Source organism: Burkholderia sp. MSMB2157WGS, from assembly GCF_001532755.1.
GTDB lineage: Bacteria > Pseudomonadota > Gammaproteobacteria > Burkholderiales > Burkholderiaceae > Burkholderia.
Map to the genome: position 1 here is coordinate 1,052,444 of NZ_LPJG01000030.1, position 26,478 is coordinate 1,078,921.

General features: G+C 68.0%; 25 protein-coding genes. 5 read left to right on the forward strand and 20 right to left on the reverse strand.

Annotated elements, in window-relative coordinates:
- Nucleotides 1-7 precede the first annotated feature (7 nt).
- The 8 genes from WT53_RS23175 to WT53_RS33625 all read right to left on the reverse strand — a co-directional run bounded on the left by WT53_RS23175 (nucleotide 8) and on the right by WT53_RS33625 (nucleotide 9,338).
- Nucleotides 8-1,153: a glycosyltransferase family 4 protein gene (locus WT53_RS23175; RefSeq protein ID WP_034205275.1), complete on the reverse strand. Its 1,146-nt coding sequence runs from the start codon at nucleotides 1,151-1,153 to the stop codon at nucleotides 8-10.
- A 43-nt stretch (nucleotides 1,154-1,196) separates the two neighbouring features.
- Nucleotides 1,197-2,156 (reverse strand): glycosyltransferase family 2 protein, encoded by a 960-nt coding sequence (locus WT53_RS23180; protein WP_034205276.1) that lies wholly within the window; start codon nucleotides 2,154-2,156, stop codon nucleotides 1,197-1,199.
- Nucleotides 2,157-2,218: 62 nt separating this feature from the next.
- Nucleotides 2,219-4,444 carry a polysaccharide biosynthesis tyrosine autokinase gene (locus WT53_RS23185; RefSeq protein ID WP_060261709.1) on the reverse strand — a complete coding sequence of 742 codons (2,226 nt, stop codon included), beginning with the start codon at nucleotides 4,442-4,444 and terminating at the stop codon, nucleotides 2,219-2,221.
- Between the two features lie 50 nt (nucleotides 4,445-4,494).
- Nucleotides 4,495-5,673, reverse strand: a complete 1,179-nt coding sequence (locus WT53_RS23190) for a polysaccharide biosynthesis/export family protein (protein ID WP_060261713.1) — start codon at nucleotides 5,671-5,673, stop codon at nucleotides 4,495-4,497.
- Nucleotides 5,667-6,110: a low molecular weight protein-tyrosine-phosphatase gene (locus WT53_RS23195; RefSeq protein ID WP_034205279.1), complete on the reverse strand. Its 444-nt coding sequence runs from the start codon at nucleotides 6,108-6,110 to the stop codon at nucleotides 5,667-5,669. Before WT53_RS23195 ends, WT53_RS23190 begins: the two co-directional genes overlap by 7 nt.
- A gap of 30 nt (nucleotides 6,111-6,140) precedes the next feature.
- Nucleotides 6,141-7,553, reverse strand: coding sequence for a UDP-glucose/GDP-mannose dehydrogenase family protein (locus WT53_RS23200; protein ID WP_060261718.1), 1,413 nt, complete (start codon nucleotides 7,551-7,553; stop codon nucleotides 6,141-6,143).
- A 74-nt stretch (nucleotides 7,554-7,627) separates the two neighbouring features.
- On the reverse strand, nucleotides 7,628-9,001 hold the full coding sequence (locus tag WT53_RS23205) for an undecaprenyl-phosphate glucose phosphotransferase (RefSeq protein WP_034205281.1): 1,374 nt from the start codon (nucleotides 8,999-9,001) through the stop codon (nucleotides 7,628-7,630).
- Between the two features lie 70 nt (nucleotides 9,002-9,071).
- A complete protein-coding gene (locus WT53_RS33625; protein ID WP_155294385.1) occupies nucleotides 9,072-9,338 on the reverse strand; it encodes a hypothetical protein in 267 nt (88 codons plus the stop codon).
- A gap of 94 nt (nucleotides 9,339-9,432) precedes the next feature.
- Between WT53_RS33625 and WT53_RS23210 the strand changes: the two genes are divergently transcribed.
- Entirely contained in the window at nucleotides 9,433-10,959 is a 1,527-nt protein-coding gene (locus WT53_RS23210) for a mannose-1-phosphate guanylyltransferase/mannose-6-phosphate isomerase (RefSeq protein WP_059784143.1), read from the forward strand.
- Between the two features lie 141 nt (nucleotides 10,960-11,100).
- On the opposite strand, the gene WT53_RS23215 is transcribed toward WT53_RS23210, so the two are convergent.
- The 8 genes from WT53_RS23215 to WT53_RS23250 all read right to left on the reverse strand — a co-directional run bounded on the left by WT53_RS23215 (nucleotide 11,101) and on the right by WT53_RS23250 (nucleotide 18,110).
- A complete protein-coding gene (locus WT53_RS23215) occupies nucleotides 11,101-12,042 on the reverse strand; it encodes a transposase (RefSeq protein ID WP_059825415.1) in 942 nt (313 codons plus the stop codon).
- Between the two features lie 711 nt (nucleotides 12,043-12,753).
- A complete protein-coding gene (locus WT53_RS23220; protein WP_060261723.1) occupies nucleotides 12,754-13,335 on the reverse strand; it encodes a DUF3501 family protein in 582 nt (193 codons plus the stop codon).
- Between the two features lie 62 nt (nucleotides 13,336-13,397).
- Nucleotides 13,398-14,735, reverse strand: a complete 1,338-nt coding sequence (locus WT53_RS23225) for a heterodisulfide reductase-related iron-sulfur binding cluster (RefSeq protein ID WP_060262132.1) — start codon at nucleotides 14,733-14,735, stop codon at nucleotides 13,398-13,400.
- A gap of 121 nt (nucleotides 14,736-14,856) precedes the next feature.
- Complete coding sequence (locus tag WT53_RS23230) at nucleotides 14,857-15,279, reverse strand: rubrerythrin family protein (protein WP_006497294.1); 423 nt, start codon at nucleotides 15,277-15,279, stop codon at nucleotides 14,857-14,859.
- A gap of 225 nt (nucleotides 15,280-15,504) precedes the next feature.
- Nucleotides 15,505-16,773: an RNA polymerase sigma factor gene (locus WT53_RS23235; protein WP_034205285.1), complete on the reverse strand. Its 1,269-nt coding sequence runs from the start codon at nucleotides 16,771-16,773 to the stop codon at nucleotides 15,505-15,507.
- Nucleotides 16,770-17,186 (reverse strand): VOC family protein, encoded by a 417-nt coding sequence (locus tag WT53_RS23240; protein ID WP_034205286.1) that lies wholly within the window; start codon nucleotides 17,184-17,186, stop codon nucleotides 16,770-16,772. Before WT53_RS23240 ends, WT53_RS23235 begins: the two co-directional genes overlap by 4 nt.
- Before the next feature lie 25 nt (nucleotides 17,187-17,211).
- A complete protein-coding gene (locus WT53_RS23245) occupies nucleotides 17,212-17,631 on the reverse strand; it encodes a YciI family protein (protein WP_060261726.1) in 420 nt (139 codons plus the stop codon).
- Nucleotides 17,632-17,756: 125 nt separating this feature from the next.
- Complete coding sequence (locus tag WT53_RS23250; protein WP_027782496.1) at nucleotides 17,757-18,110, reverse strand: YciI family protein; 354 nt, start codon at nucleotides 18,108-18,110, stop codon at nucleotides 17,757-17,759.
- 206 nt (nucleotides 18,111-18,316) lie between these two features.
- On the opposite strand from WT53_RS23250, the gene WT53_RS23255 reads away from it, so the two are divergent.
- The 4 genes from WT53_RS23255 (at nucleotide 18,317) to WT53_RS23270 (ending at nucleotide 22,797) form a co-directional block, all read left to right on the forward strand.
- Nucleotides 18,317-20,188, forward strand: a complete 1,872-nt coding sequence (locus WT53_RS23255; protein WP_060261729.1) for an ExeM/NucH family extracellular endonuclease — start codon at nucleotides 18,317-18,319, stop codon at nucleotides 20,186-20,188.
- 284 nt (nucleotides 20,189-20,472) lie between these two features.
- Entirely contained in the window at nucleotides 20,473-20,859 is a 387-nt protein-coding gene (locus WT53_RS23260; protein ID WP_034205288.1) for a YqjD family protein, read from the forward strand.
- A gap of 65 nt (nucleotides 20,860-20,924) precedes the next feature.
- Entirely contained in the window at nucleotides 20,925-21,509 is a 585-nt protein-coding gene (locus WT53_RS23265; protein ID WP_034205289.1) for a YSC84-related protein, read from the forward strand.
- 235 nt (nucleotides 21,510-21,744) lie between these two features.
- Nucleotides 21,745-22,797, forward strand: coding sequence for an AI-2E family transporter (locus WT53_RS23270; RefSeq protein WP_034205290.1), 1,053 nt, complete (start codon nucleotides 21,745-21,747; stop codon nucleotides 22,795-22,797).
- A 46-nt stretch (nucleotides 22,798-22,843) separates the two neighbouring features.
- Here WT53_RS23270 and WT53_RS23275 read toward each other — a convergent pair whose 3' ends face one another.
- The 4 genes from WT53_RS23275 to WT53_RS23290 form a co-directional block, all read right to left on the reverse strand.
- On the reverse strand, nucleotides 22,844-23,356 hold the full coding sequence (locus tag WT53_RS23275; protein WP_059784159.1) for a hypothetical protein: 513 nt from the start codon (nucleotides 23,354-23,356) through the stop codon (nucleotides 22,844-22,846).
- Between the two features lie 196 nt (nucleotides 23,357-23,552).
- Complete coding sequence (locus WT53_RS23280) at nucleotides 23,553-24,569, reverse strand: NADP-dependent oxidoreductase (RefSeq protein WP_059825655.1); 1,017 nt, start codon at nucleotides 24,567-24,569, stop codon at nucleotides 23,553-23,555.
- 37 nt (nucleotides 24,570-24,606) lie between these two features.
- Nucleotides 24,607-25,395, reverse strand: a complete 789-nt coding sequence (locus WT53_RS23285) for an SDR family oxidoreductase (protein ID WP_060261733.1) — start codon at nucleotides 25,393-25,395, stop codon at nucleotides 24,607-24,609.
- 491 nt (nucleotides 25,396-25,886) lie between these two features.
- Nucleotides 25,887-26,477: a phosphatase PAP2 family protein gene (locus WT53_RS23290; RefSeq protein WP_059825401.1), complete on the reverse strand. Its 591-nt coding sequence runs from the start codon at nucleotides 26,475-26,477 to the stop codon at nucleotides 25,887-25,889.
- Nucleotide 26,478 lies beyond the last annotated feature (1 nt).

Here is a 26,478-nt window from a genome sequence, read left to right on the forward strand (position 1 = left end):
TCCGAGCTCACTGCGACGAAGGACGCGAATCGGCGAGCGGCATCGCCACGCCGGCCGCCGCGGGTGTGCGGCGCCGGCGCAGCATGTCGCGCGTAATCCGCACGTGCTGCTCGGCGAACGCCTGCGTGGTCAGGTCGCGTTCGCGCAGGCACGCGGCGGCCGCCCGCGCGCAGTCGAGCGCCGCCACCGGGTCGGCGACGAAGCGATCGGCGGCCTGGCGCATCGCCTGCGCGTCGAACGCCGGCACATAGGCGGCCGTATCGTGCGGAAAGTAATCGCTCAGGCCGCCCACGTCGGACACGATCATCGGCTTGCCGACGGCCGCCGCCTCGAGCATCACCGTGATGCCCGACGCGTGGAAATTCGGCCGCAGCGGCACGACGATCACGTCGGCCCACGCGTACAGCTCGTGCTGCTTCGCGAGCCCCGCCGCCGGGCCGATCTTCACGTTCGGCGCATGCCACTCGCGAGGCACGCGGCGGCGCGTCGCGAGCCGCACGTCGTAACGCGCGTCGCCGCCGAACGCGGCGAGGAACGTGCGCCAGTCGCGGTCGCGGTCGTTGCCGATCGCCGCGATCCGCAGCGGCCGGTTCGGCTTCCATTGCTGCGGCTCGACCGGCGGAAAATCCTGCGTGTTCAGCCCGTAATAGACGAACTCGGCTTCGCGCCCGAGGTAGCGGCGGCACAGGTCGGCGTTGTCGCGAGCCAGCGTGGTCAGCGCGTCGGCGCGCGCGAGCAGCTTGCGGTACAGCCAGCGGCGCGGGCCGCCGAAGCTGTTCCATTTGTCGAACAGCCACACGCTCTGCGCAAGCAGCAGCGGGCGCTTGCCCTGCGCGCCGGCGAGCTTCAGGATCAGCGCGGCGGCCAGATGCTCCTGTTCGGTGTGGGTCCAGATCACGTCGGTATCGAGCAGCGCCGCGCGGTTGCGCCACGCATGCACGACGTCGAAGCCGAGCGCCGCCTTCAGCGCGCGGCGCGCGATGCTCACGACGCGGTTCTCGCGGCCGTCCTGCGAATAGGTCAGCCGGAATTCGTCGGATTCGGCGTGGTGGTAGCCGTACAGGCAGCCGATGTCGTCGCCTTTCCGGTAGGTACGCGGATCGGCGCCATAGAACAAATGGACGTGAACTTTCGTTGCATCCTTCATGGTCATGCGAGCCCTCCGGGCGTGGCCGCGCGCACTGCGCGCGGGCCGTTCAAGACGTCACCGGCGGCATCGCCGCGCGGTGGGGGGCGAGGTTCGTGCGGCGCGCATCGCGCGCGCCGCGGCGCACCGCGCGCCAGTGCGCGAGCACGCGGGCGCGCCGCGCGGTAGGCAACGACAGCAGCACGTGCGCGAAGCCCGGATAGACGCGCGTGCCGATCAGCGTCCACCACCACCACGCGATCTCGCGCCGTAGCGGCGGCAGATGCTCGCGCAGCGTCAGTTGCAGGTTGTACGCGCCGTTGCTGATCGCGTTCAGCGAGGCCGCATCGCGACGGTCGTCGTCGAAGCGCTCGGCCGGGAAATGATCGACGGCGATCGCCGGGTCGTACAGCAGCGTCCAGCCCGCGCGCTGCACTTCCATGCTGAACGCCATGTCGTTGTGCACCTGCGCGCCGGCGCCGCGCAGCCGCGTGTCGAAGCGCAGCCGTTCGATCGCCGCGCGGCGGTAGCTCATGTTCGCGCCTTTCAGCATGTCGACTTCGCGTGCGCCGCCGACGCCGAGGTGATGATTGCCGATGATCTTGCCCGACAGCGTGAGCTGGCCGACCTGCTCGCGCGATTCGTCGAGCAGGCGGCCTTTTTCGTGCACCCAGTCGCGGCCGCCGACCGCGCCCACGCGCGGGTTGGACAGGAACGCGGCTTCGATGCGCGCGAGCCAGTCGGGGCGCGGCGCCGCATCGTCGTCGGTGATCGCGACGATGTCGCCGGTCGACGCGTCGAGCCCCTTGTTCAGCGCGGCGACCTGCCCCGCCACGTCGACCGGCACGATGCGCAGCGGCAGCGCGCCGCCGACCGCCGGATCGGCGAGCCGTTCGTGCGTGGCGTCGTCCTCCGGGCGCGCGACGACGATCACCTCGTCGGGCAGCCGCTGCTGCCGCTGCAGCGCCAGCAGGCAGCGCGCGAGGTCGGCGGGACGCCGGTAGGTCGGAACGAGCACGGAAATTTTCATCGAGGGTTCTCCATTCGGCCGGACCGATGCGGCGCGCGCCGGCCCGGTGTCGTGCAATGCGATCAAGCGCTCAGGTATTCGTGCACGGCCGCATAGCCGCGGCCGTAGCCGCGCGCCTTCGGCGGCACGCCATTGAAGATCCCGCCTTCCAGATCGACGCCCGCGGTGCGCAGGCGCTTGATCGCGTCGGCGATCTCGCCTTCCGTATGCATGCCCGAGCGCAGTACCAGGAAGGTGGCGCCGGCCATGCGGCCGATGATGGTCGCGTCGGTCACCGCGAGCACCGGCGGCGAATCGATCAGCACGACGTCGTAGCGCTTGCCGAGGCCTTCGAGGTATTGCGGCAGGCGCGTCGACATCAGCAGCTCCGACGGGTTCGGCGGGCGCGTGCCGGCCGCGATGAACGACAGGCCCTGCACCGGCGTCTCCCGGATCGCGTCCTCGAGCGAGGACTGGTCGCTCAGCAGCTCCGACAGCCCCGGCTGCGAGGTGAGGCCGAAGTAGCGGTCGAGCATCCCGCGGCGCATGTCGGCGTCGATCAGCAGCACGCGCTTGCCCGAATGGGCGAGCAGCACCGCGAGGTTGACCGTCAGGAAGCTCTTGCCGATGCCCGGCGTCGGGCCGGTCAGCACGATCACGCGGTTCTTCGCGTCCATCATCGCGAACTGCATCGCGGTGCGCAGGCTGCGCATGCTTTCGACGCTCAGGTCCTTCGGACGCAGGCTCGCGAGGATCGGCCGTGCACGAGTGCCGCCCTTCTCGGCCGCGGCATCGAGCTTCACCTGCTCGGCGCTCTGCGGGACGAGCCCGTACAGCGGCAGGTTGAACGTACGCTCGACGCGGTCCGGATCCTCGATGCCCTGGAACAGGTTGCGGCGCAGGAACACGACGCCGGTGCCGAGGATCAGCCCCAGGAACACGGCGGCCGACAGGATCAGCGCCTTCTTCGGCTTGATCGGATCGCCCGGGCGCAGCGCCGAATCGACGAGGTGGATGTTGCCGCCCGTGCCGGCCTTCTGCACCGACAGCTCCTGCACGCGGTTCAGCAGCAGGACGTAGATGTCCTCGGCGACCTTCGCGTCGCGCTGGAGCTGGACCGCCTTCACTTCGGTCGCCGGCAGGCTGCGGAAGCGGTTGCTGAACTTGTCCTTCTCGCCCTGCAGCTCCGCGAGCTGCTGCTTCGCCGCGATCACCATCGGGTGCGAATCGGTGAAGCGCTGCGCGAGCGACGCGAGCTGCAGGCGCTGCGCGGCGATCTGCTGTTCGTACTGCACGCTGCCTTCGAGGTAGACCTTCGCCTCGTCGCTCGCGTTGATCGAGCCCGACGTGCGCTGGTACTGCGTCAACGCGGCTTCCGCGCGTTCGAGATCGGCCTTCAGGCGCGGCTCCTCGCCCTTCAGGAAGTCGAGCATCTTGGTCGCTTCCGCCTGCTTCGCGATCACGTGCTGGTTCAGGTACGACTGCGCGAGCGCGTTCGCGATCGCGGCGGTCTGGTCCGGGTCCTTGCCTTCGAGCGAGATCTGCACGACGCCCGTCTGCTTGCCCTGCTCGGTCACCTGGATGCCCGACTGGAACCCGGTGATCGCGTCGAGATCGTTGTAGCGGACCACCGTGAACTGCGTGCCGGGACGCGCGACGAGCTTCTGCACGAACAGCGTCACGCCGCCGCCCTGCGCCGATTCCCCGACGCGGCCCGCCAGCAGTCGCGTACCGTTCGCGTCGACCAGCGAATAGGTGCCGTTCGGGCCGGCCGTCAGCGTCAGCTTCTTGCCTTCGAGCGCCGGCACGACGCTGATCGAGTCGACGTCGGCGACTTCGCCGCCCCATGCATACGACTTCAGGCCGAGCCACGGCCGCGACGGCTGGCCCGGCGTCGCGAGGCGCGCGGCGAGGCTGCCGATCACCGGCAGCGTCTTCGGCGCGACCGAGAAGTTCAGCTTGAACTGCTCGACGACCGGCGTGACGACGCCGCGGCTCTTGATGATCTCGATTTCCGCATCGGTCGGCGCCTGCTGCGGGCCGCTGTTGATCGACGCGCCCGTTTGCGTCTGCGTGAGCGCCTGCGACGTGTTGTCGTTGCCCTCGACCCGCACGTGCACGTCCGCCTGGTAGACCGGCTTCGCGATGAAGCAATAGAGGCCGGCGAGCGCGACGACCGTCACCGCGATGCCGAGCAGCAGCCAGATGTCGTCCATGATGACCTGGAGCAACTGGCCGAGAACGACGTCCTCTTCCTCGGTTTTCGCGGTCAGGTCCGCGTAGGAGTGTTTCGCTTGCGTGTTCACCATTCGTTCCCGCTTGAGTGGTGCCGGGGAGCGGACGCCGCCCCGGCGGGCTATCAGCGCGTGATTTGCCGCATGTAGAAGATCGTCTGGATCGTCGGCAGCACCTGCTGCAGCACGCGGTTGAACTGCACCGAGCCGGCCGTGCTGACGTAGACGACGTCGAGCGGTTGAAGCGGGAAGCGGCTCGACAGCATCAGCGCGTCGGGCTGCGTCATGTCGAGACGGAACACTTCGGGCTTCGTCGGGTTGTCGCGCATCCCGCGCATCACGTAGATCTTGCGCGGGTTCGCGTCGGTGTCGAGGATGCCGCCGCCGGCCGTCAGCGCATCGGCGATGGTCAGCTTGCCCTTGAGCATCGGCACCGTGACCGGCGTCTTGACCTCGCCCATGATGAACACGCGGCTGTCGCTGCGGTCCGGCACGTTGACGATGTCGCCCGGCTGCAGCATCACGTTCTGCCTCACCTCGCCGCGATCGAGCACACCGTTCGCATCGAGCGTGTACAGCTTGCCGTCGCGCGTGAGCCGCACGCGCTGCAGGTCGGCCTCGGCGGTCGAGCCGCCCGAACGCGAGATCGCGTCGACCAGCGTCAGCGGCACGTCGCTCACCGCGAGCGGGCCCGGCTGCTTCACCTCGCCCGTCACCTGCACCTTCTGGCTGCGGAACGACAGCACGCGCACGTCGAGCTGCGGGTTCTTCACGTAGCGCGCCAGGCTGGACGCCATCTCGTCGCGGATCTGCGCGACCGTCTTGCCCGCCACGCGGATGCGGCCGACGAACGGGAAGAAGATCGTGCCGTCGGCGGCCACGGTCTGGCCGTACGGATCGGCCTGACCCGGCAGCGCGGTCGTATACGGCTGCTGCAGCGCGCCCGCGACCGATTGCGTCGTGTTGCCGCCGCTCGAGAACGACTGGCCCTGCGGCGTCGTCAGCTCCGGGTGATCCCACACGGTGACGCCGAGAATGTCCTGCGGACCGACGCGATACGTGTACTGCGACGGATCGGTAAAGCGCCCGGGCGGCAGCGGATGGTCGACCTGCGCTTTCTGCAGCTGATCCATCACCACTTTGGCGTCGATGTAATGAACCGGATAGGTCTCGGCCGCTTCCTGCCGGCCGTCGTCCTTCAGGTTCGACGAGTCGAGGTAGTTGCCGGGCGCGGTTGCACAGGCCGACAGGAAGGTCGTCAGCGCGACGGCGAGCGCCAGCGGGCGCATGGGACGTTTCAGCATAGTTTTTGCAGCCATCCTTGAACCAGACGTTCGATCAATGAGTAGCTCTCGCGATAGTCGGCCTCGGGGCCGCCATGCGGGTCCGCGATTTCGGCGTCCTCCCACTTGCCCAGCAGGTGGACCTTGCCGCGCGCGAACGGATCGACCGATTCGACGGCCTTGATCTGATCGCGCTCGCTGACGAGAATCAGGTCGGCGTCGCGCACGATCCGGCGCGACAGCCGCCGCGAGCGATGGGTCGTCGCATCGACGCCCCGCTCGGCCAGCAGTTTCCGCATCACCGGATCGATGCCGTCGCCGTCGTTCGCGTGCACGCCGGCCGAATGGAACGTCGGGCGCGGGCCGCCGCGCGACGCGGCGTGCGACTTGAACAGCATTTCCGCCGCCGGGCTGCGGCAGACGTTCGCGTGGCAGACGATCAGGATGTTCCGGAACATGGCGTCTCGTAACGAGTGACGGAAAACGGGTTACGCGCCGGCGCGCACGGCGCCCGGCACGCGGGCGGCGACGGCCTGGCGCGAGCCCGGCCGGCCGATCGGGTGGTACTCGATGCCCTGCTCGCTCATCGTCTCCGGCTCGTACAGGTTGCGGCCGTCGAAGATCACGGGCGTCTTCCACAGGCGGCCGAGCGCGACGAAGTCGGGGCTCTTGAACGCCTTCCATTCGGTGACGATCACGAGCGCGTCGGCGTCTCGCGCGGCCTGCGCCTCGTCGTCGACGAAGGTCAGGCGCTCGAGCCAGCTCGGGTGATCTGCGAGATCGAGCGCGATCACGCGGCGCGCTTCCTGCTGTGCGACCGGGTCGTAGGCGGCGACGCGCGCGCCGCGCGACAGCAGCTCGGCGATCAGCTCGCGGCTTGGCGCCTCGCGCATGTCGTCGGTGTTCGGCTTGAACGCGAGGCCCCACAGCGCCAACGTGCGGCCGGTCAGGTCCTCGCCGAAACGCGCGACGATCTTGTCGGCGAGCACGCGCTTTTGCGTCGCGTTGACCGACGACACCGCCTTCAGGATCTGCAGCGACTGGCCGTGCTCGTCGGCGGTGCGGATCAGCGCCTCGACGTCCTTCGGGAAGCACGAGCCGCCGTAGCCGCAGCCGGCATACAGGAAGTGGTAGCCGATGCGCGGATCGGAGCCGATCCCGCGGCGCACGGCCTCGATGTCCGCGCCGAAGCGGTCGGCGAGGTTCGCCAGTTCGTTCATGAACGAGATGCGCGTCGCGAGCATCGCGTTCGCCGCGTATTTCGTGAACTCGGCCGAACGCACGTCCATGTACAGCGTGCGCTCGTGATTGCGGTTGAACGGCGCGTAGAGCTTCTTCATCAGCTCGCGGGCGCGCTCGCCCGGCACGTCGTCGTCGCAGCCGATCACGATGCGGTCCGGCCGCGTGAAATCGTCGACGGCCGCGCCTTCCTTCAGGAATTCCGGATTCGACACGACCGAGAACATCTGGTCGCCGCCGCGCTTCGCGAGCTCCTCGGCGACCGCCGCGCGCACGCGCTCGGCCGTGCCGACCGGCACCGTCGACTTGTCGACGATCACCTTGAAGCCGGTCATGTAGCGGCCGATGTTGCGCGCCGCCGCGAGCACGTATTGCAGGTCGGCCGAGCCGTCCTCGTCGGGCGGCGTGCCGACCGCGATGAACTGCACGTCGCCGTGCGCGACCGCGGCCTCGACGTCGGTCGAGAAGCGCAGGCGGCCGGCCGAACGGTTGCGCGCGATCACTTCCTTCAGGCCCGGCTCGTGGATCGGCACGCCGCCGCCGTTCAGGATGTCGATCTTTGCCTGGTCGACGTCGAGACAGAACACGTCGTGCCCGATGTCGGCGAGACAGGCGCCGGTGACAAGCCCTACGTAACCGCTGCCGATGATAGTCAGATTCATGATGTGTCGGACCCCTTGACCAATGATTCGAAATTCGGAAAACCGGAATGCCTGCGTGACGCGGCGCGTCGGTGTCAGTACGCGTTGCTGCCGGTGAAGCCTTTCCACAGCGTCAGCACGACGATCTTGATGTCGAGCCAGAACGACCAGTTCTGCATGTAGTACAGGTCGAGCTTCACGCGGCCCATCATCTTCTCGATCTGGTCGGTCTCGCCGCGAAAGCCGTTGATCTGCGCCCACCCGGTGATGCCCGGCTTGATCCGGTAGCGGAACATGTAGCCCTTGACCAGATCCTTGTAGATGTCGTCGTGCGCGAGCGCATGCGGGCGCGGGCCCACCACCGACATCTCGCCCTTCAGCACGTTGATGAACTGCGGCAGCTCGTCGAGGCTCGTGCGCCGCAGGAACCGGCCGACCGGCGTCACGCGCGAGTCGTTCTTCGTTGCCTGCGTGACCTGCCCGGCCACTTCCTGATGCACCTTCATCGAGCGAAACTTGTAGATCTCGAACTCGTGCCCGTCGATGCCCTTACGCTTTTGCCGAAAGAACACCGGCCCGCGCGAGGTCAGCTTGATCAGGGCCGCGATCAGCACCATCACCGGCGCGAGCGCCGTGAGCGCCGCCAGCGCGAACAGCCGGTCGAACACGAACTTCGGCAGGATCCGCACGTCGGTGATCGGCGACGCCGCGAGATTGATCGCCGGCACGCCGAGCACCTCGACCACTTCCTGGTTGAAGAACGACAGCGTGCGCACGTCCGGAATGAAGCGGATGTTCACGAAGTCGTGGCGGAACACCGTCACGATCTCGTGAATCCGACGCTCCTCCGTGATCGGCAGCGTGAGCCACAGCTCGCTGATCGCGCGGCTGCGCACCAGCCACACCAGCGATTCGAACTGCCGCTCGATACGCACGTCGTCGAGCGCAACTTCGCCCGGCGCCTCGCTTTCGTCGTACACGCACACCGGGTTGAAGCCGGCTTCCGGCCGCGCCCGCATCTGCGCGATCAGCCGCCGTGCCGCCGGCGTGCCGCCGACGATCGCGACCGCCTTCAGGTTGTAGCCGCCGCGGCGCAATTGCCGCAGCACCACGTGCACGCAGGCTTTCGAGCCCGCGAGCAGCGCCGTCGTCGCGAGCGCCCAGTAACCCAGCCACAGCCGCGACAGGTCGCCCGACTGGTGAAAGCTGAAACTCAGCAGGATGCCCGCGAGCTCCACGGCGAGCCACGCGAACGCAACGCGGACCACCAGCCCGACGAGACGCTTGCCGCGCCACGACTGGTAGATGCCGACGGCCGGAAAGAACACGACGACCAGCAGGCAATCGAACAGCACCGTCGTGCGCTGCAGGTCGCTGAGCCCGATGCTGCCGTCGTGCAACGCGGCCGCGATCAGCGCACCCGTCACGACCATCGCGATATCGATGACTCTCGCCAGCACGCTCAACATGTCTGTTTCCTCTTCTTTGAACAGGCGTTTGCCGAACAGCGCCTTGCGCAGCCCATGCCGCGCATTCGATTCAAACGTTGCATGACGCTATTGAAGCGACAAGAAAATTCCTCCTCAAGCGCACAAGTATTTCGAAAAATAATCGGAAATTCTTGCCGCGATCTTTTTTAATTAAATCGGCAGGTTTTCCCGAATCGGTCGGGAACGGAGATTTTTTCGGAATCTTTACGCTTCCCGGCCGCCCTTTGCGGGCGGTCGTGTCCGGCCGGCGCCCGGAATTATTTTTTATTTTTTTATTTCCGGCCGGTGCTATCGCGGAAAATTCTTCCGTACGCATGCCTGACGGATATCCGGCATTGGGTCCGGTTTTATTGTCGATTTACTTCATGCTACAACGACAGGCACCGACTTCAACCGTGGAGAGTGTCATCATGAATGCTCCGGCAGTGGCCGCCGAAACGCGCCCTTCTACTTCCGCCGCCCCCGCGGCCGGCACGCGTCTCGCCGTGCAGCCCGTGATTCTCGCCGGCGGTTCCGGCACGCGCCTGTGGCCGATGTCGCGCGAGCGTTTTCCGAAACAGCTGATCGGCCTGCTCGGCGATCACTCGCTGCTGCAGTCCACCGCGCTGCGCCTCGACGGCCTGACGGCCGATCATCCGCTCAACGACGACGTGCTGATCGTCTGCGGGGAAGATCACCGCTTCACGACCGCCGAGCAACTGCGCCTGACGGCCAAGCACGCGACGATCATGCTCGAGCCGCTCGGTCGCGACACTGCGCCCGCGCTGACGCTCGCCGCGCTGCGGCTCGTCGCCGGCGGCAACGACGCGGTGATGACCGTGATGCCTGCCGACCATGCGGTCGCGGACGTGCCGCGCTTTCACGCGGCCGTCGCGGCCGGCGTGCACTGCGCCGCGCAAGGCAAGATCGCGACGATGGGCATCGTGCCGAAGCACGCGGAAACCGGCTACGGCTACATCCGCGTCGGCGCGCCGCTCGGCGACGCCGCAACCGGCCCCCTCGACGTACGCCGCCTCGACCGTTTCGTCGAGAAGCCGCACCTCGAACTCGCGCAGCAGTACGTCGCGTCGGGCGAATACTGGTGGAACAGCGGGATCTTCATCGTGCGCGCGTCGGTCTGGCTGAAGGCGATCCGGCAGCTCGAGCCCGCGATCTACGCGGCCTGCGAACAGGCCGTCGCGCAGGGCAAGGAAGACGGCGACTTCTTCCGCGTCGATCGCGACGCATTCGCCGCGTCGCCGTCGAACTCGATCGACTACGCGGTGATGGAACCGCTCGCGAGCCAGCCGCAACTGTGCGAGAGCGTCGTCGTGCCGCTCGACGCGGGCTGGTCGGACGTCGGCTCGTGGGATGCGATCTGGCAGATCTCGCCGAAGGACGAAACCGGCAACGTCGGCCGCGGCCACGTGCTGTTCGAAGGCGCCGAATCGACGTTCGCGCACTCGGAAAGCCGGCTCGTCGCCTGCGTCGGCACGCAGAACCTGGTCGTCGTCGAAACGCCCGACGCCGTGCTCGTCGCGGACAAATCGCGCGTGCAGGACGTGAAGAAGATCGTCGGGCACATCAAGGCGCGACAGGGCTCCGAAGCGACCGACCACCGCAAGGTGCATCGTCCGTGGGGCCACTACGACTCGGTCGACATGGGCGAGCGCTTCCAGGTGAAACGCATCGTCGTGAAGCCGGGCGCGCAACTGTCGCTGCAGATGCACCACCACCGCGCCGAGCACTGGATCGTCGTGCGCGGCACCGCGCGCATCACGCGCGGCGACGAAACGTTCCTGCTGTCCGAAAACGAATCGACGTACATTCCGCTCGGCGTATCGCATCGCCTGGAGAACCCGGGCAAGATGCCGCTCGAGCTGATCGAAGTGCAGTCGGGCGCGTATCTCGGCGAGGACGACATCGTCCGCTTCGACGATACCTACGGCAGACAGTAACGCGGCGCCGTCATGCACGAAAGGGCGCCGCCTCGACAGCGGCGCCCGAGCGAGGCAGACATGGAGACACCGAAGGAGACACCGGACTGGCGCGCGGGCGTCGTGGCGCACGACGGCCCGCGCGTGGCACGGAAACGGCGATCAGCCCACGCGGTACTCGTATTCGCGACGTTCCGACTGCACGGGATCGTTGCGGCTTTCCGACAACGCGCCCGCGCGACGCTCGGCGATGAAGCGCTTGATGTCCGACTCCGCGCGCGCCAGCGCCGACAAGCCGGCCAACACTTCGCCCTGCGGCTCGCGCGCCGGCGCGTCGCTCGCACCGTGGCGATCGATCCACTGGCGTGCCCAGTCGAGCGCGTACTGCTCGGCTTCCTCGGCGTCGGTGAAGCGCGGGCCGATCAGGCCCGAGCGCTCGACGCGCCGGTCGTCCTGCGAGATCTCGGCCCACGCGCGATACATCAGGTTCTGCACGGGCTGCGCGATCCCGCTGATCGTATAGCCGCGATACTCGTCGACCTGCGGCTCGGCCGCGGCGAAGCTCGCCGCCGACGCCCGCACATGGCGCAGCTCCGTGGCCGGCGCGCCGGGCACCGTGAACGACACGCCGGAGCGGCCGTCCACCTGGTCGTCCCGCATCGTGCTCAGCGACGCACCCTCGCCCGGCCAAACGTTTGCCTGCGCAACCGGCAATTGCCACGACTCGGGGTTTTGCCAGAACACGCCGCGCAAACGGTCGTTGTCGGGCACGGGCTCCGCGCGGCGGGCCGGCGCGACCGCGACGGGCGGCGGCGGGATATACGCGAACGTGCGCCCGCTGAACTGGGTCAGCACGTCGATCATCTTCAGCAGCGTGCCGTTCGCGAGCCACTCTTCGTAGCGGCGGCGGCACGTCGGCCCGGATGGATAGCGACCGGGCAGCTTTGACCAGGCTTCCCCGGTCGTCAGGATCCAGAGCACCGCGTTGGCGACGACGCGCGGTTCGGCGCGCGGACGCCCGCGACGGTTCAGCCGGATGGGTTCATCGGCGATCAGCGCTGAAAGGCGAAACCACTCTTCATCGTTAAGCTCATCGAAGAACATAGTCGATCTCTCCACGCAGCCAGGCCGGGGCTGCGATTGGCGGCGCCGTCGCGACACGTCGCGGGGCGGCCAGGTTGCACATTATGGTTATCCGGCGTTGTGCATACCGGGCGACACCGCACTTTCACGGTGCCGCGATTCCCGGCAATGGCGCACAAATCGCGGTCTCACTCCAATGTGGGAATTTTTGTGCACGAAGCATACCATCCTCAGGGTTTATCTCAATATGACAATGACTTAATGTTACGCACTGAAACAACCTGCCATGGGCGAGCAATCCATTTACGCTTGAATTTTTTTGCGAGATCTTTATGCCGGCGGCTGCAAAGGCCCGTCTGGCGGGGCTCCGCAGCGTCTGAAGAATGCCGTGAAACGGGCCGTTGCGGTCTGCTCCGGCCCCATCCGCGACACTCCGCGGAATGGCTTCCCGAAATCGGTAAATCAGGGAAAAATTCGTAACAAGATATTCACGAATCGGTAAATCATTCGATTTACAGGGAATCGAATTATCTCCATGCACAATCTTTTTATTGTTTCTCTGCGAGTAATGAAAATACGCTGACGCGGCGCGCCCACTGTGTCCCCGCATGCAAATCCGTCACGGTTGTTACATTTCCGGGGCAACGGGCGAGCGGCCGCGCCGCGGCGTTGCGGCGCGCCGTTTCGGGTCGGAACGGAAAAGCGGCGCCGCCAAGCGCCGTGGGCGCCGGCTCAGCGCAGATCGCCGGCCAGCGCCGCGGCCACGTCCGTGTCGATACGCTGCGGCGGCATCGTATAGGCCGGATGATCGCAGCCGATCGACAGCGCCGCCCCGCCCTTGAGCGCGGCGCGCATCGGCGCATCGAACTCGAAACGGACGAAGTGCACGGCCGACGTTTTCTGGGCGTTGTCGCGCTCGAGATCCTCGTCGGCGATCGCGTAGACGCTCGCGTGCCCGTCGACCCGCAGGTACACGCGATCCTCGACCCCGATCAGCCGCGCGAGCGCCGCGCGCCGTTCGACCTCGTGCTCGTACTCGATCTGCATCGTCGCCTTCAGGTTGGTGCCGTCGGGCACCAGCGGCAGATACGCGTCGAGCTCCGCTGCGATGCCGGCTTCGTCGAAGATCTTCTCGATGTGCAGCATCTCGTGGATCTGATAGCGGATCGTCGTCTCGTCCTCGAACAGGAAACGCAGGTGATTGCCGAGCGCCACCGCGCGGCGGCGCTTGTACGCGACGAGCCGCGCGTGCTCGGCCTTGCGGATCTTCGCGTACGCTTCGAGCGTCAGCAGGGAGTCGCGGGTCAGCGTCATGGATGTCCTTGGGTATCGTCGGATGTCGTCGATGTGTTCACAACGAAGCGGGTTCGGACGCGTCAGATGCCGTACGCGCGGCGCAGCAGCGTCAGCGGATGCGCGAGCGGCGCTTGCGGCAGCCCCTTCTCGCCGATGCCCTGCACGATGTGATGGCCGGCGAGCGCGCAGTCGGACGACACGACGTCCGGCTGCGGCTCGGCCATCGCCTTGAACACGGGCGCGCCGATCCGCATCGCATCCGCATGAAATGCCTTCTTCACGCCGAACGTGCCCGCGTGGCCGGAGCAACGCTCGACGACGTTCACGCGCGTATCGGGCACGAGCGACAGCGCATCGGCCGTCTTGCGGCCGATGTTCTGCACGCGCGCATGGCACGGCACGTGATACGACACGGTGCCGAGGCCGATCTTGAAATCGGTCTTCAGCAGCCCGTCGCGATGCCGCGCGATCACGTACTCGAACGGATCCCAGAACGCGTCGGCCACCGCACGCACGGCCGCGTCGCCGGGGAACATCAGCGGCAGTTCGCTCTTGTACATCAGCACGCAGCTCGGGATCGCGCCGATCAGCGCGTAGCCTTCGCGTGCATAGCGTTCGAGCACCGGGATGTTGATGGCCTGCTTCGCGGCGACGCCGTCGAGATTGCCCTGCTCGAGCAACGGCATCCCGCAGCACGCTTCGCGCGTGACGAGCTCGTACGGGATCTCGTTGTGCGCGAGAATCGCGAGCAGGTCGTGGCCGATCCCCGGCTCGTTGAAATTCACGTAGCACGTCGCGTAGATCGCGACCTTGCCGGGCGTGCGTTCGCCGTCGCGTACCGGCGGGCCATCCGAGCGCTTCGCGGCGCGGCGGAACTTGCGCGGCGCGAACTCCGGCAGCCACGCGTCGCGGTCGACACCCAGCAGCGCTTCGAGCGCGTGGCGCGCAGGCGGCGTGCGGTTCACCGCGTTGACCGTCTGCGTGACGACCGGAATGCCCGCGAAATGGCCGAGCGCATCGGTATTCGACAGCACCTTGTCGCGCAGCGGCGCTTCGCCGCGCTTGTAACGCGCAGCCTTGCCGCGCAGCATCAGGTGCGGGAAATCGACGTTCCATGCGTGCGGCGGCACGTACGGGCATTTCGTCATGTAGCAGAGGTCGCACAGATAGCACTGGTCGACGACCTTGCCGAATGCGGCCTTCGGCACTTCGTCGATGTCGCCCGTCGGCGTGTCGTCGACGAGGTCGAACAGCGCCGGAAACGCGCCGCACAGCGACACGCAGCGCCGGCATCCGGCGCAGATGTCGAATACGCGCGTCATTTCCGCATCGATCGCGGCCTGGTCGTAGAACGCTTCGGACTGCCAGTCGAGCGGATGCCGGGTCGGGGCTTCGAGACTGCCTTCCTTGTGGGGCATGGGGCGCTCCCGCGTGGCGCGCATGTGCGCAAGCGCACCGCCCGCGCGGTGCGGGCGGCGATGAACGAACCGCCGGCCGGTGCCGGCCGCGCGGCGTTGCAGCGCGACCTGCGACGGCCCGTCAGTCGACGAGACTGTCCAGCGCCTTCGTGTAGCGGTTCGCGTGGCTGCGTTCGGCCTTCGCGAGCGTCTCGAACCAGTTCGCGATTTCGTCGAACCCTTCGTCGCGCGCGGTCTTCGCCATGCCCGGATACATGTCGGTGTATTCGTGCGTTTCGCCGGCGATCGCCGATTCGAGATTCAGCCGCGACGAACCGAACGGCAAACCCGTGGCGGGATCGCCGACAGCTTCCAGGTATTCGAGATGGCCGTGCGCATGGCCGGTTTCGCCTTCGGCCGTCGAGCGGAATAGCGCGGCGACGTCGTTCTGCCCCTCGACGTCGGCCTTCGAAGCGAAATACAGATAGCGCCGATTCGCCTGCGATTCGCCCGCGAATGCGGCCTTCAGGTTCTCTTCGGTTTTGCTGCCCTTGAGTTGAGCCATTTGCGCCTCCGTTCGAGTCGGCGCGGCCGCGTGCGACGCCGGGCCGATCAGATATGTGGGGAACGATGCGTGCGCCGGGCGCGCATCGTGCTCTTCAATCTAGGCGCTCGCGTTCGCATCCCCCAATAGGCTTTTTCAATGCGGGCGATAGTGTCGGGGGCGAACGCGGCGGATGGCCGCGAAGATGGGCGCTGCCGCGGCGCCACGCGCGTCATGCGCGATGCGTCACGCATCCATCGCGCGCTTGAGCAGCAATTCGCGCTCACGCTCGTTGCGCGTCAGTTCCGCCGCACGGCGGAACTCCCGCTTGGCCTCGTCGGCGCGGCCGAGCTTCGCGAGCAGATCGCCGCGCACGCTCGGCAGCCAGTGATAGCGTGCCAGCGCCGGATCGTCGCGCAGCACGTCGACGAGTTCGAGCGCCGCGGCCGGCCCGAACGCCATCCCTACCGCGACCGCGCGATTCAGCTCGACGACCGGCGACGGCGCGACTTCGGCGAGCGCGTCGTACAGCGCGACGATCTGTGCCCAGTCCGTGTCCGAAGCCTGCCGTGCGCGCGCGTGGCACGCTGCAAGCGCCGCCTGCAGCGCATACGGCCCGCGCACGCCGCCGAGCTTCGTCGCCCGCTCCAGCGCGGCGAGGCCGCGCCGGATCAGCAACGGATCCCAGCGGCTGCGGTCCTGGTCGAGCAGCAGCACGGGCCGACCCTGCGCGTCGATGCGCGCATGCATGCGCGACGCCTGCAGCTCCATCAGCGCGACGAGCCCGAATACTTCGCTTTCGTCCGGCGCGAGCCCGGCCAGCACGCGACCGAGCCGCAACGCCTCGTCGCATAGCGCCGGACGCATCCAGTCGTCGCCCGCCGTCGCCGCGTGGCCTTCGTTGAACACGAGATAGATCACTTCGAGCACCGACGCGAGCCGCGCGGGCCGCGCATCGGCGGGCGGCACCTCGAACGGCACGTGCGCCGCCGCGAGCGTGCGCTTCGCGCGCACGATCCGCTGCGCGATCGTCGGCTCGGGCGTCAGGAACGCGCGCGCGATCTCGCCCGTCGTCAGCCCGCCGAGCAGCCGCAGCGTCAGCGCGACGCGCGCGTCGGTCGACAGCACCGGGTGGCACGACGTGAAGATCAGCCGCAGCAGGTCGTCGCCGATGTCGTCGTCGCGCGCGTCGGCGAGTGCGTCCGCGATATCGGGGACGACATGCGCTTCGAGCGCGTCCATCTCGTGACCGAGCTGGTCGCGCTTCGCCGCATGAAGCGACTCCTGCCGGACCCGGTCGAGCGCGCGGCGCTTCACGGCCGTCATCAGCCAGGCGGCCGGGTTGTCGGGCACGCCGTCGACGGGCCAGTGCTCGAGCGCCGCGACGAGCGTGTCCTGCGCCAGCTCCTCGGCCACGCCGACGTCGCGCACCACGCGCGCGGCGCGCGCGATGATCTTCGGCGCCTCGATTCGCCAGACCGCTTCGATCGCACGATGAGTCGCCTCACGCGTCACGACGCCTGCCCCTGGGCGGACGCGTCCAGCGGCATGGCCATCAGTTCCCACGTGTGGCCGTCCGGATCGGTGAACCCGTGGCCGTACATGTTCGGGTACTCGCGCGGCGCCTGCGGCGCGGCCCCGCCCGCCGCCAGCGCCTTCGCGACGATCGCGTCGACTTCGGCGCGGCTGTCGCACGACAGGCACGACAACACCTGGATGTGCGTCGCCGGATCGATGATGGTCTTGTCGGTGAAGGTCTGGAAGAACGGCCGCACGAGCAGCATCGCGAAGATCGCGTCGCTGATCCGGATGCAGGCGGCCTGATCGTTGGTATAGGCCGGCACGACCTCGAAGCCGAGCGCCTGGTAGAACGTCTTCGCGCGCGGCAGGTCGGCTACCGGCAGATTGATGAAAACCATCTTGTGCATGACGGGTGCTCCCTGTGAGGTTGGTTCAGGCGTGGCGACGGCCGACGTGGAGATCGCGGAACCGCTCGACCGCGTCGCTCGGCGTCAGGTCGTCGAGCTCGAACAGCGGCCGCACCTCGATCTCGCAATCGAGCTCGGCGCCGAACGGCGCGGGAAACCGGCGCGTCCATTCGAGCGCTTCGTCGCGCGAACGCACCTGGATCAGCGTATAGCCGGCGATCAGTTCCTTCGTTTCGGCGAACGGGCCGTCGATCACCGTGCCCTTGCCGCCCGTGTAGCGCACGCGCCAACCATGGGCGCTCGACCTCAGGCCGTTGGCGTCGAGCAGCACGCCGGCCTTCGCCAGTTCCTCGTGATAGACCGTCATGGCCTCGACCAGCCGGTTGTCCGGCAACGCGTCGGATTCGCTGACGGCGTTCGCCCGGATCATGATCATGAATCGCATCGTTTACTCCTCGTCGTCGGTGGAAAGCGGCGCCCGTTCCGCGGCGCCTTACCCGGACGACGGGCGGAAGACGGCCGGATCGACACGCGCCACGACATATCAGGGTAAATACCGAGTCGCGACGCTCACAGGAAGCACGGGCCGACCGCGCGCACCTCGACCGTGCACCATTGCGCAGCCGGGCACTGGCGCGCGATCTCGATCGCTTCCTCGCGCGTGTCGACGTCGACGAGGAAGAAGCCTCCGATCATCTCCTTCGCCTCCGCGAACGGGCCGTCGAGCAGGCGCGTCTCGCCGTCGCGCACCTGCACGCGCGTGCCGCGCTCGGACCGCTCCAGCGACTCGACGCCGCGCAGCACGCCGCGCGCCTTCAGCGACTCGGCGAAATCGACCATGCGCGCATAAAGCGCCTGACCTTCGTCGAGCGTGCGCTCGGCGCGCTGCTCGGTCGGTTCGACAATCAACAGCATGTAAGACATGGATTTCTCCTGTGGGGACGGGGCGCCGCGGCATGCGCCGGGCGAGCGGCATGCGACGGCCGATGCGAAAGCGTAACAGCCGCGGGGCGGCTTGCCGCATCGTTGGCCAACCGGCACTGGCCGGACGGCCATTTCGGTCGCAGCCTGACAGTTTGCCTTCAAGATGCGGTCCCGAACCGTCGGATTTTCATCCTGTGGACCGTCTCATGTCACGCCCGCTCCCCCTGTTCGCCGTTGCGCCGTTCGCGGCGTTGTCCGCCATGCTCTGCGCACCGCTCTTCGCCTGGCCGGCCGTCGCCGCGCTGCCGGTCAGCAGCGGCTGCGGCGGCGCGACCACGGCGATTGCCGAGATCCGCCGCGCCGGCCGGCCGTCGCCGCTCGCCGGGCAAACGACGTCGATCGAAGCGGTCGTCACCGCGGCGTTCGGCGGCGCCGGCGGCCTGGGCGGCTTCTTCGTCCAGCAGGCCGACGCGCAACGGCAGCGCCGGCCGGGCGTCCCCGAGGGCCTGTTCGTCCACGCGCCGAACGCGCGCGCCGAGCCCGGCGATCTCGTGCATCTGACCGGCAAGGTCGACGAGCAATACGGCCGGACGCAGTTCACCCTGTCGGGCCGCGTGACCGTCTGCGCACGCGGGCAGACGGTCACGCCGGCCACGCTCGCGCTGCCGGTCGCGTCGCCCGCCGTCCTGGCCGCGCACGAAGCCATGCGCGTACGCCTGCCGCAAACGCTGACGGTCAGCGATACCTACGAACTCGGCCGCTACGGCAGCATCGTGCTGAGCAACGGCCGGCTGCGCATACCGACCCAGGTCGCATTGCCGGCCGATGCTGCCGCCCAGGCCGCAGCCAACGCACTGAACCGCATCGTGCTCGACGACGGTTCGAGCCGCCGCGACCCGGCGACCGTCCGCTATCCGCCGCCCGCGCTGAGCGCCGCCAACACGCTGCGCGCGGGCTACACGGTACGCGGCATAGAAGGCGTGCTCGAGTGGCGCTACGGCGCATGGCGGCTGCAACCGGTGGCCGGCACGGCGCCGGTGTTCGAGGCCGCCGCGAACCCGCGTACCGCGGCACCGGCCCGGCATCCCGACGCCGACGTGCGCGTCGTATCGTTCAACGTCTTCAACTATTTCAACGGCGACGGCCGCGGCGGCGGATTCGACGCGCCGGCCGACCGCGGCGCGAAAACGCCTGCCGCGTTCGCGCGGCAGGAAGCGAAGATCGTCGCGGCGTTGCGCGCGCTGCGCGCCGACGTGATCGGGCTGATGGAAATCGCGAACAACGGCTACGGCGACGCGAGCGCCGCGAGGCGTCTGGCCGCGCAACTCGGCGCCGGCTGGCGCGCGGTCGATCCCGGCACCGCGCGGCTGGGCCGCGACGCGATCGCGGTCGCGCTGCTGTACGACAGCCGCACGGTCGAGCCGGTCGGGCGCGCCGCCACCGTCGCACTCGGCGGCCGGCACCGCCCGCCGCTCGCGCAGACGTTCCGGCGCATCGGCGGCACGCGCGCGTTCACGGTCGCGGTCAATCACCTGAAGTCGAAGAACTGCCCGCATGCGAGCGGCGCCAATCTCGACCAGTCCGACGGCCAGGGCTGCTGGAACGCGGCGCGTACCCAGGCGGCCGCGCGCGTCGCCGACTGGCTCGCCACGTCGCCGACGGGCGTCGCGGCCGACGGCGTGCTGCTGATCGGCGATCTGAACAGTTATGCGAAGGAAGACCCGATTCGCACGCTCGAAGCGCGCGGCTATGCGAACCTGGTTGCCCGCTTCGTCGGCGATGCTGCGTACAGCTACGTATTTCGCGGCGAAGCCGGCAATCTCGACCACGCACTTGCCACGCCGCCGCTCGCCGCGCGCGTGAAGGCCGTGCAGTTCTGGCACATCAACGCGGACGAACCGCTCGTCCTGCAACCCGTGCCCGATTACAAAACGTCCGCGCGACGGGCTGCTTATTACGCGCCCGACGCCTACCGCTCGTCCGACCACGATCCCGTCGTCATCGACGTCGCGCTGGACGGCAGCGGTGGGCGATCGGCACCGGGCACGAATCGTGCGCCTCGATCTGGCGTCGATTAGTGCAATTGCATCAGTACGCGACCTGCAACGGCACTATTTACCTGATGGCCCGGCAACGCCATATTTACCGGGCTTTCACTGCGATCCGCTGTTCGACACGCTGCGTCGGCCGAGACGCGAAATTTTTTCAACCGCCGCTCCGCCCCGCGTGACGGGGCGCCCGGGCAATCCCGCCGACGAATTGAAAATTTGTCTCGAAACTCGAGCGGATCAAGTGAATCACACTAGTTGCTGCGATTCGTCTTATCTTCAAATTAGCCTGGAATCGAAGGAGGATAAACACCATGGCGCTTACCGACTCGATCGAACACAAGCTGGACCGCGGCCTGTCCGATATCCGCCGCACCGGCCGACGCGTTGGCCGTACGACCCGCTCCGCCGCCCGCGACCTGCAAGCCGACGTGAGCGACGATCTGCGTGGGCTGGTCGACGAACTGGAAGATTTGTTGAAAAACGACGGCGATGGCGATATCGCCGCCTTGCGCAAACGCATCCAGTCCCGGATCGACGAAGCGCGCGGCGCGCTCGACTACGCGTCGGGCAGCGCGGCCGCCCGGCTGCGCGATTCGGCCGAACGCATGTCGCAGGTCGTGCACGAGAATCCGTGGCAGACCGCCGGCGTCGTCGCGGGCCTCGCGTTCGTCGCGGGGCTGCTCCTTTCCCGCCGTTGAACGGGGCTGCCCGCACCGTCGCCCGCACCGTCCGCTCTCAATCAGACAACGAAGGAGAAACCGCCATGCAGAAATCCCTCGCCATGAAAGCCGCCGCTGCCGTGATGCTCGGCAGCCTCGCCCTCGCCGGCTGCACGACCACGTCCGACAAACCCGATAGCGCGGCGGCCAGCGCGTCGAAACGCCAGTCGATCGACGCCAGCGTGAATGCCACGCTGTCGCGCCTGTATTCGACGGTGCCGGGCTCGCGCGATCTGGTCTCGAAAGCACGCGGCGTCCTCGTGTTCCCGAACGTGCTGCAAGCCGGCTTCATCGTCGGCGCCCAGTCCGGCAACGGCGCGCTGCGCGTCGGCGGCAGTACCGTCGGCTACTACAACACGTCGTCGCTGTCGGTCGGGCTGCAGGCCGGCGCGCAGTCGAAGGCGGTCGTGTTCCTGTTCATGACGCAGGATGCGCTCGACTCGTTCCGCAAGTCGGAAGGCTGGTCGGCCGGCGCCGACGCGTCGGTCGCGGTCGTGAAGGTCGGCGCGAACGGCGCGGTCGACACCAACACGGCCACCGCACCGGTGGAAGTGCTGGTCCTGACCAACGCGGGCCTGATGGGCGACCTGTCGGTGAACGGCACGAAGGTCACCAAGCTCCACATCTGACGACGCGGCACGCGGCCTCGCACCGCGTTCGCTTCCCGGCAGCGCCGCGGCCCCGGCCGCGGCGTTTTCGCATGTCTCCCACGCAGCGGCTATGATGGCGGCACCTTTGCGGGCATACTCCGCGTGGGCCGCCCCGCAACGCGTTTCGCCGCGAACCCGTGACGTTCGCGAATCGATCGCGCACGGGGCGACGAAATTCAATCAAACCACGCATCAATCTGCGCGAATGTCACCCATGGATAGCGGACAAGATCACCAAAAATTCTTCTATTTCCTGCTGTTCGCGGTCACCGTCGGACTCTGCTGGATCCTCGCACCGTTCTTCGGCGCCGTGTTCTGGGGCACCATTCTCGCGATCCTGTTCCAGCCCGTGCAGCGCTGGCTGGCCGCGCGCTTCGGCAAGCGGCGCAACCTGGCCGCGCTCGTCACGTTGTCGTTGATCATCCTGATCGTGATCCTGCCGCTCGTGTTCGTGGCGGGCACGCTCGTGCAGGAAATCGCGTACGTGTACCAGGAAATCAAGACCGCGCAGCCGAACTATTCGCAGTACTTCCAGGACATCGTTCACGCACTGCCGTCGTCGATCCAGCATCTGCTGCAGAAATACGGGCTGACCAACATCCCGGGCATCCAGAAGAAGCTGACCGACGGCGCCGCGCAGATCAGCCAGTTCGCGGCGACCCAGGCGCTCAGCATCGGCCAGAACACGTTCCAGTTCATCGTGAGCTTCGGCGTGATGCTGTACATGGTGTTCTTCCTGCTGCGCGACGGCGGCGAGATCGGCCGCCGCGTGCGCCGCGCGCTGCCGCTCGACGACGAGCACAAGAACCTGCTGCTCGCGAAGTTCACGACGGTCGTGCGCGCGACCGTGAAGGGCAACATCGCGGTCGCGCTCGTGCAGGGCGCGCTCGGCGGCCTGATCTTCTGGATCCTCGGGATCGAGGGCGTCGTGCTGTGGGGCGCGCTGATGGCGTTCCTGTCGCTGCTGCCCGCGATCGGCGCGGGCCTCGTGTGGGTGCCGGCCGCACTCTACCTGCTGATGATCGGCTCGGTCTGGAAGTGCGTAATTCTCGTCGTGTTCTGCGTCGGCGTGATCGGCCTCGTCGACAACCTGCTGCGCCCGATCCTCGTCGGCAAGGACACGAAGATGCCCGACTGGGTCGTGCTGATCTCGACGCTCGGCGGGATGGCGTTGTTCGGCATCAACGGCTTCGTGATCGGGCCGCTCGTCGCCGCGCTGTTCATGGCGAGCTGGGACATCTACGCGCGCGCCGAACAGGGCGAATGACGCGCGTCCGGCCGCCGGCGCGCCGCACGCGTGCGGCAATCGCCGGTCACGGATGACGGATATGGATCAAGACGGGCGCCACGGCGCCCGTTGCTTCATCCGCCGCGACCGTCATCACGCCGCCGTACGGGCCGACGCGATGAGCCCGGCCCGGCGCCAGCGGCACGCTTCGTTCGTCGCGCGCATCGCGCCACGTCACCCGCACCGCCGCGCCACCGTCCGACGCGAGCGGCGCGCCGTCGGGCCCGACCAGCGCTACCTGCGCACCGGCCAGGCGCCGGCCATGCGCATCGAACCGGAGCGTGGCCGTTGCCGCGCCGCCGGCCGCGTCCCGCGCGTCGACCTGCACGCCCGCCGGGGCATCGAGCGTCACGTCGTAGAGGTCGACGAGCGAACCGGCGAACCGCACGACGCCATCCGACGCGGGCTGTCCGGCCGCCATCGCGTTCGGCATGGCAATCGACATCGCGAACACGACACCGAGCCCGAACACCATCGTCCGCACGACGCCGGCGCCCACTGCCGTCGCCGATGCCGATCGCTTCGCGTTGTTGCGCATGTTCCCTCTCCTCTGCCGCGTGACCGAAAAAACGGGCGGCGTGACGCATCGGTCACGCCGCCCGTGTGCTGGCAATTACTGTAAGGAGAGCGGCCCGGACAATATATGGGGCAAGTCCGAAACTGAAGCCGAATCGATCGAACTCAGCGTAGTCGACACGGCCCCGCGGCCCGATGCGACCGAAGTCGCACGCCCGTCACGCGTTCGGATCGACGCGCAGCACGAGCTTGCCGCGATGGTCGCCGTCGAACAGGCGGTTCAGCACGTCGGGCGCGTTTTCGAGACCGTCGGCCACGGTTTCCTCGGCCTTGAGCCGGCCGTCGCGCAGCCAGCCCGCGAGCGTCTGCACGGCTTCGCGGCTCTTGCGGTAATCGAGGATCAGGAAGCCGCGCATCGTCAGCCGCTTCGAGATCAGCACGCCGACGTCGTCGGCCGCGCGGCCGCTGTTGTAGTTCGAGATCACGCCGCACAGCGCGACGCGCCCGCCGATCACCATCCGCGACAGCACCGCGCGCATCACCTCGCCGCCGACGTTCTCGAAGTTCACGTGCACGCCGTCCGGCGTCGCCGCCTTCAGTTGCTGGCGGAAATCGTCGGCCTTGTAGTCGACGGCCGCGTCGAAGCCGAGCGTCTCGGTCAGGTAGCGGCACTTGTCCGCGCCGCCCGCGATGCCGACCACCCGTGCGCCGTGAATCTTGCCGATCTGCCCGGCGATCGAGCCGACCGAGCCGGCCGCCGCCGACACGACGAGCGTTTCGCCCGGCTGCACCGGCGCGATGTCGGTCAGCCCGTAGTACGCGGTCAGCCCGCTCATCCCGCACGCGCCGAGCAGCGTCGGCAGCGGCAGGCCGGACTGCGCGGGCAGCTTCACGAGCTGCGCGGCCTGCTCGGCCGGCACGACCGCATAGTCCTGCCAGCCGACGAGCCCCTGCACGAGCTCGCCTTCCGCGAAACCCGCATGGCGCGACGCGACCACGCGGCCGATACCGAGCGCGCGCATCACCTCGCCGATCGCGACGGGCGGCAGGTACTGCGGCACGTCGCTCATCCACACGCGGTTGGTCGGGTCCATCGACAGATACAGCACGCGCACGAGCACCTCGCCGTCGGCAAGCGCCGGCACCGGCGTCTCGACGAGCGAGAAGTGTTCGCGGCCGACCCGCCCTTCGGGGCGCGTCTTCAGCAGCAGCTGGCGGTTCACGGTTGTCGACATGATGTTCTCCTCCAATCGTCGTGGTTCGGGATGCGTGTCAGACCGCGCACATGCCGCCGTCGATCACGAGTTCGGCGGCCGTCACGAAGCGGCTCTCGTCGGATGCGAGATACACGGCCGCGTGCGCGACGTCGTCCGGCTCGCCGAGCCGGCGCAGCGGAATGCCGCGCGCGAGCTTGCGCGTCGCGTCGCGTTCGCCGAGCGACTGGAACAGCGGCTCGACGATCCCCGTGCGGATGAACGCCGGGTGAATCGAATTGCAGCGCACGTCGATCTCGCGGCGCGCGCAATCGATCGCGACCGACTTCGTCAGCGACGCGACCGCCGCCTTCGACGCGTTGTACGCGGTGAAGTCCGGCTCGACCTTGAACGCCGCGACCGACGAGATGTTGACGATCGACGCGGGATGGCTCTCGGCCAGGTACGACAGCGCATGCTTGCAGCCGAGCACGATGCTCTCGACATTGATCGCCATCACGCGCCGCCATTCGTCCAGCTCGATTTGCGCGGGCGAACCGATCGAGCCGACGCCCGCGTTGTTGACGAGCACCGACAGCCCGCCCATCGCGTCGGTCGCCTGCGCGAGCAGCGCCTGCCAGCGCGCTTCGTCGCGCACGTCCTGGGTCGCGGAGAACGCGACCGGCGTCGTACGGCCCGCATTGAGTTCCTGCGCGAACGCATCGAGCACCGCCGCTTCCGCGATGTCGGTCAGGAACACGCGCGCACCCTGCTCGACCATCCGGCGCGCGATCGCACGGCCGAGGCCGCCCGCGACGCCCGTGATGTATGCGCACTTGCCGGCGAGGCGCGGAGAAACGATTGTCATGTGACCTGCTCCTGTCGTGAATCGTCGTCGCGCAACGCTGCCGCGACGGGGTTTGCGTGCATGGTCCAGCCGACCTGGGCCGGTCGCCGGTGCGCCGACACGGCGCCGCAACGCACGGTTCCCGCGAGTATATCGAGATGGCCGCGACGCACGCCGGACCGGCCGCGCAGCTTGCCCGCGATGAAACGACAGCCAGCGTACGCGAATGCTGCCGATCGATGAAATGAATCTTCGTTATGCCCGGTCATAGGCGTCGTTCATGACTTGCACGTACCGGCGCCCGTGCGCGAACCGCCCGGTGCGGCCGCTCGGATGGATTGCATCGGCCAGCCGATCGACGGGAGACGGGCGTTGCGTTGCGCACGGAGAAGAATGCAATCGGGAAGACGAGCCGGCGCGGCATCGTGCCATGCGCGGGAAAACGCCGGACGAACGCCGGCGGCGAGAACGCGCCAAGCAGGCGGCGCCGGAGCGCCCGCCGTCGGCGACCGTCAGAACCCGTCGCCCGACGGCGCGCGCACGAACGCGCAGAGCTGCGGCGAGTGCGTGTCGATCATCCGCTGGAACGGCGCACGGTGCCCGTACGCGATGCCCGACACGAGCAGCAGGCACACCGCCGCGACGCGCGGCGAAAACGCACGCTGCCGCGCGCCGTCGTAGCCGCGCAGGAACACCAGCGCGACCAGCGCGCCGAGCATCCAGCCTACGACGACTTCCGGCACGGTGTGCGAATGATCGAACACGCGCGCGACGGCCGTGACCGCGCCGACGGCCAGCCCGGCCGCGATGCCGGGCGCCTTGCCCGGCCGGAACGCCTGCCACAGCATCGACAGCGCGACCGTCCACACCGACGTCGACAGCATCGTATGGCCGCTGATCACGCGGAAATCGAATTGCGGCAGCTCGATGCCGCATCCCGCATAGAGGATTTTCGTGGCGCCGACGACGCCCATGCCGGCGGCCAGCAGCACGCCCCAGCGGGCGGCGAGACGCCAGTCGGTCAGCGCGAGCCATGCCGCGCAGGTCAGCGCGATCGGCAAGGTCAGCGCGGCATCGCCGATGTTGCTGATTTCACTCCACATG

Coding starts and splice junctions, on each gene's coding strand:
- WT53_RS23245 (WP_060261726.1), bottom strand. CDS start 17,631: ATGCGATTCATGATCATGATCCGGGCGAACGCCGTCAGCGAATCCGAC.
- WT53_RS23250 (WP_027782496.1), bottom strand. CDS start 18,110: ATGTCTTACATGCTGTTGATTGTCGAACCGACCGAGCAGCGCGCCGAG.
- WT53_RS23225 (WP_060262132.1), bottom strand. CDS start 14,735: ATGCCCCACAAGGAAGGCAGTCTCGAAGCCCCGACCCGGCATCCGCTC.
- WT53_RS23260 (WP_034205288.1), top strand. CDS start 20,473: ATGGCGCTTACCGACTCGATCGAACACAAGCTGGACCGCGGCCTGTCC.
- WT53_RS23220 (WP_060261723.1), bottom strand. CDS start 13,335: ATGACGCTGACCCGCGACTCCCTGCTGACGCTCGAAGCGTACGCGAAG.
- WT53_RS23255 (WP_060261729.1), top strand. CDS start 18,317: ATGTCACGCCCGCTCCCCCTGTTCGCCGTTGCGCCGTTCGCGGCGTTG.
- WT53_RS23280 (WP_059825655.1), bottom strand. CDS start 24,569: ATGTCGACAACCGTGAACCGCCAGCTGCTGCTGAAGACGCGCCCCGAA.
- WT53_RS33625 (WP_155294385.1), bottom strand. CDS start 9,338: ATGCGTACGGAAGAATTTTCCGCGATAGCACCGGCCGGAAATAAAAAA.
- WT53_RS23265 (WP_034205289.1), top strand. CDS start 20,925: ATGCAGAAATCCCTCGCCATGAAAGCCGCCGCTGCCGTGATGCTCGGC.
- WT53_RS23185 (WP_060261709.1), bottom strand. CDS start 4,444: ATGGTGAACACGCAAGCGAAACACTCCTACGCGGACCTGACCGCGAAA.
- WT53_RS23240 (WP_034205286.1), bottom strand. CDS start 17,186: ATGCACAAGATGGTTTTCATCAATCTGCCGGTAGCCGACCTGCCGCGC.
- WT53_RS23180 (WP_034205276.1), bottom strand. CDS start 2,156: ATGAAAATTTCCGTGCTCGTTCCGACCTACCGGCGTCCCGCCGACCTC.
- WT53_RS23175 (WP_034205275.1), bottom strand. CDS start 1,153: ATGACCATGAAGGATGCAACGAAAGTTCACGTCCATTTGTTCTATGGC.
- WT53_RS23275 (WP_059784159.1), bottom strand. CDS start 23,356: ATGCGCAACAACGCGAAGCGATCGGCATCGGCGACGGCAGTGGGCGCC.
- WT53_RS23230 (WP_006497294.1), bottom strand. CDS start 15,279: ATGGCTCAACTCAAGGGCAGCAAAACCGAAGAGAACCTGAAGGCCGCA.
- WT53_RS23270 (WP_034205290.1), top strand. CDS start 21,745: ATGGATAGCGGACAAGATCACCAAAAATTCTTCTATTTCCTGCTGTTC.
- WT53_RS23190 (WP_060261713.1), bottom strand. CDS start 5,673: ATGCTGAAACGTCCCATGCGCCCGCTGGCGCTCGCCGTCGCGCTGACG.
- WT53_RS23200 (WP_060261718.1), bottom strand. CDS start 7,553: ATGAATCTGACTATCATCGGCAGCGGTTACGTAGGGCTTGTCACCGGC.
- WT53_RS23285 (WP_060261733.1), bottom strand. CDS start 25,395: ATGACAATCGTTTCTCCGCGCCTCGCCGGCAAGTGCGCATACATCACG.
- WT53_RS23290 (WP_059825401.1), bottom strand. CDS start 26,477: ATGTGGAGTGAAATCAGCAACATCGGCGATGCCGCGCTGACCTTGCCG.
- WT53_RS23210 (WP_059784143.1), top strand. CDS start 9,433: ATGAATGCTCCGGCAGTGGCCGCCGAAACGCGCCCTTCTACTTCCGCC.
- WT53_RS23215 (WP_059825415.1), bottom strand. CDS start 12,042: ATGTTCTTCGATGAGCTTAACGATGAAGAGTGGTTTCGCCTTTCAGCG.
- WT53_RS23195 (WP_034205279.1), bottom strand. CDS start 6,110: ATGTTCCGGAACATCCTGATCGTCTGCCACGCGAACGTCTGCCGCAGC.
- WT53_RS23205 (WP_034205281.1), bottom strand. CDS start 9,001: ATGTTGAGCGTGCTGGCGAGAGTCATCGATATCGCGATGGTCGTGACG.